Source organism: Bowmanella yangjiangensis (assembly GCF_017255015.1).
In the GTDB taxonomy this organism is placed as follows: Bacteria; Pseudomonadota; Gammaproteobacteria; order Enterobacterales; family Alteromonadaceae; genus Bowmanella; species Bowmanella yangjiangensis.
Map to the genome: position 1 here is coordinate 1 of NZ_JAFKCS010000838.1, position 308 is coordinate 308.

The window sequence follows — 308 nt, forward strand, 5'->3', positions numbered from 1 at the left end:
GTTGCGGCAGCAGGCCCTGCAGTTCGCCAACCGGGTTTTCCAGGTGTGGGTGGGCTGCCAGGGGACGACGGGTTGGCGCCAGCACGCGGGCTACCGTCGGTTCGCTGAGCAGGCGATCGAGCAGGTGTTCGCCTGTGAGCCCGGTGGCTCCGGCGATGAGGATGTGCTGCGGAGTCAGATACATGCACTTGTCTCTTGTTCGTTACAACTGAGCTTAGTCGTTCGCTGCAGGGCTGGCCACGGCACTGAGTGCGCGTTCGGCCTGGCTCTGGCGCAGGTTGCGCCAGTGCTGGAGTACACCACGCGGC

Annotated in this window: 1 protein-coding gene; it reads right to left on the bottom strand. The window is 65.3% G+C overall.

All coding sequences use genetic code 11. The features are described from left to right. The coding region (locus J0A65_RS26910; protein ID WP_332874388.1) for an NAD-dependent epimerase/dehydratase family protein at positions 1 to 184 on the bottom strand (184 nt) is incomplete at its 3' end. Positions 185 to 308 lie beyond the last annotated feature (124 nt).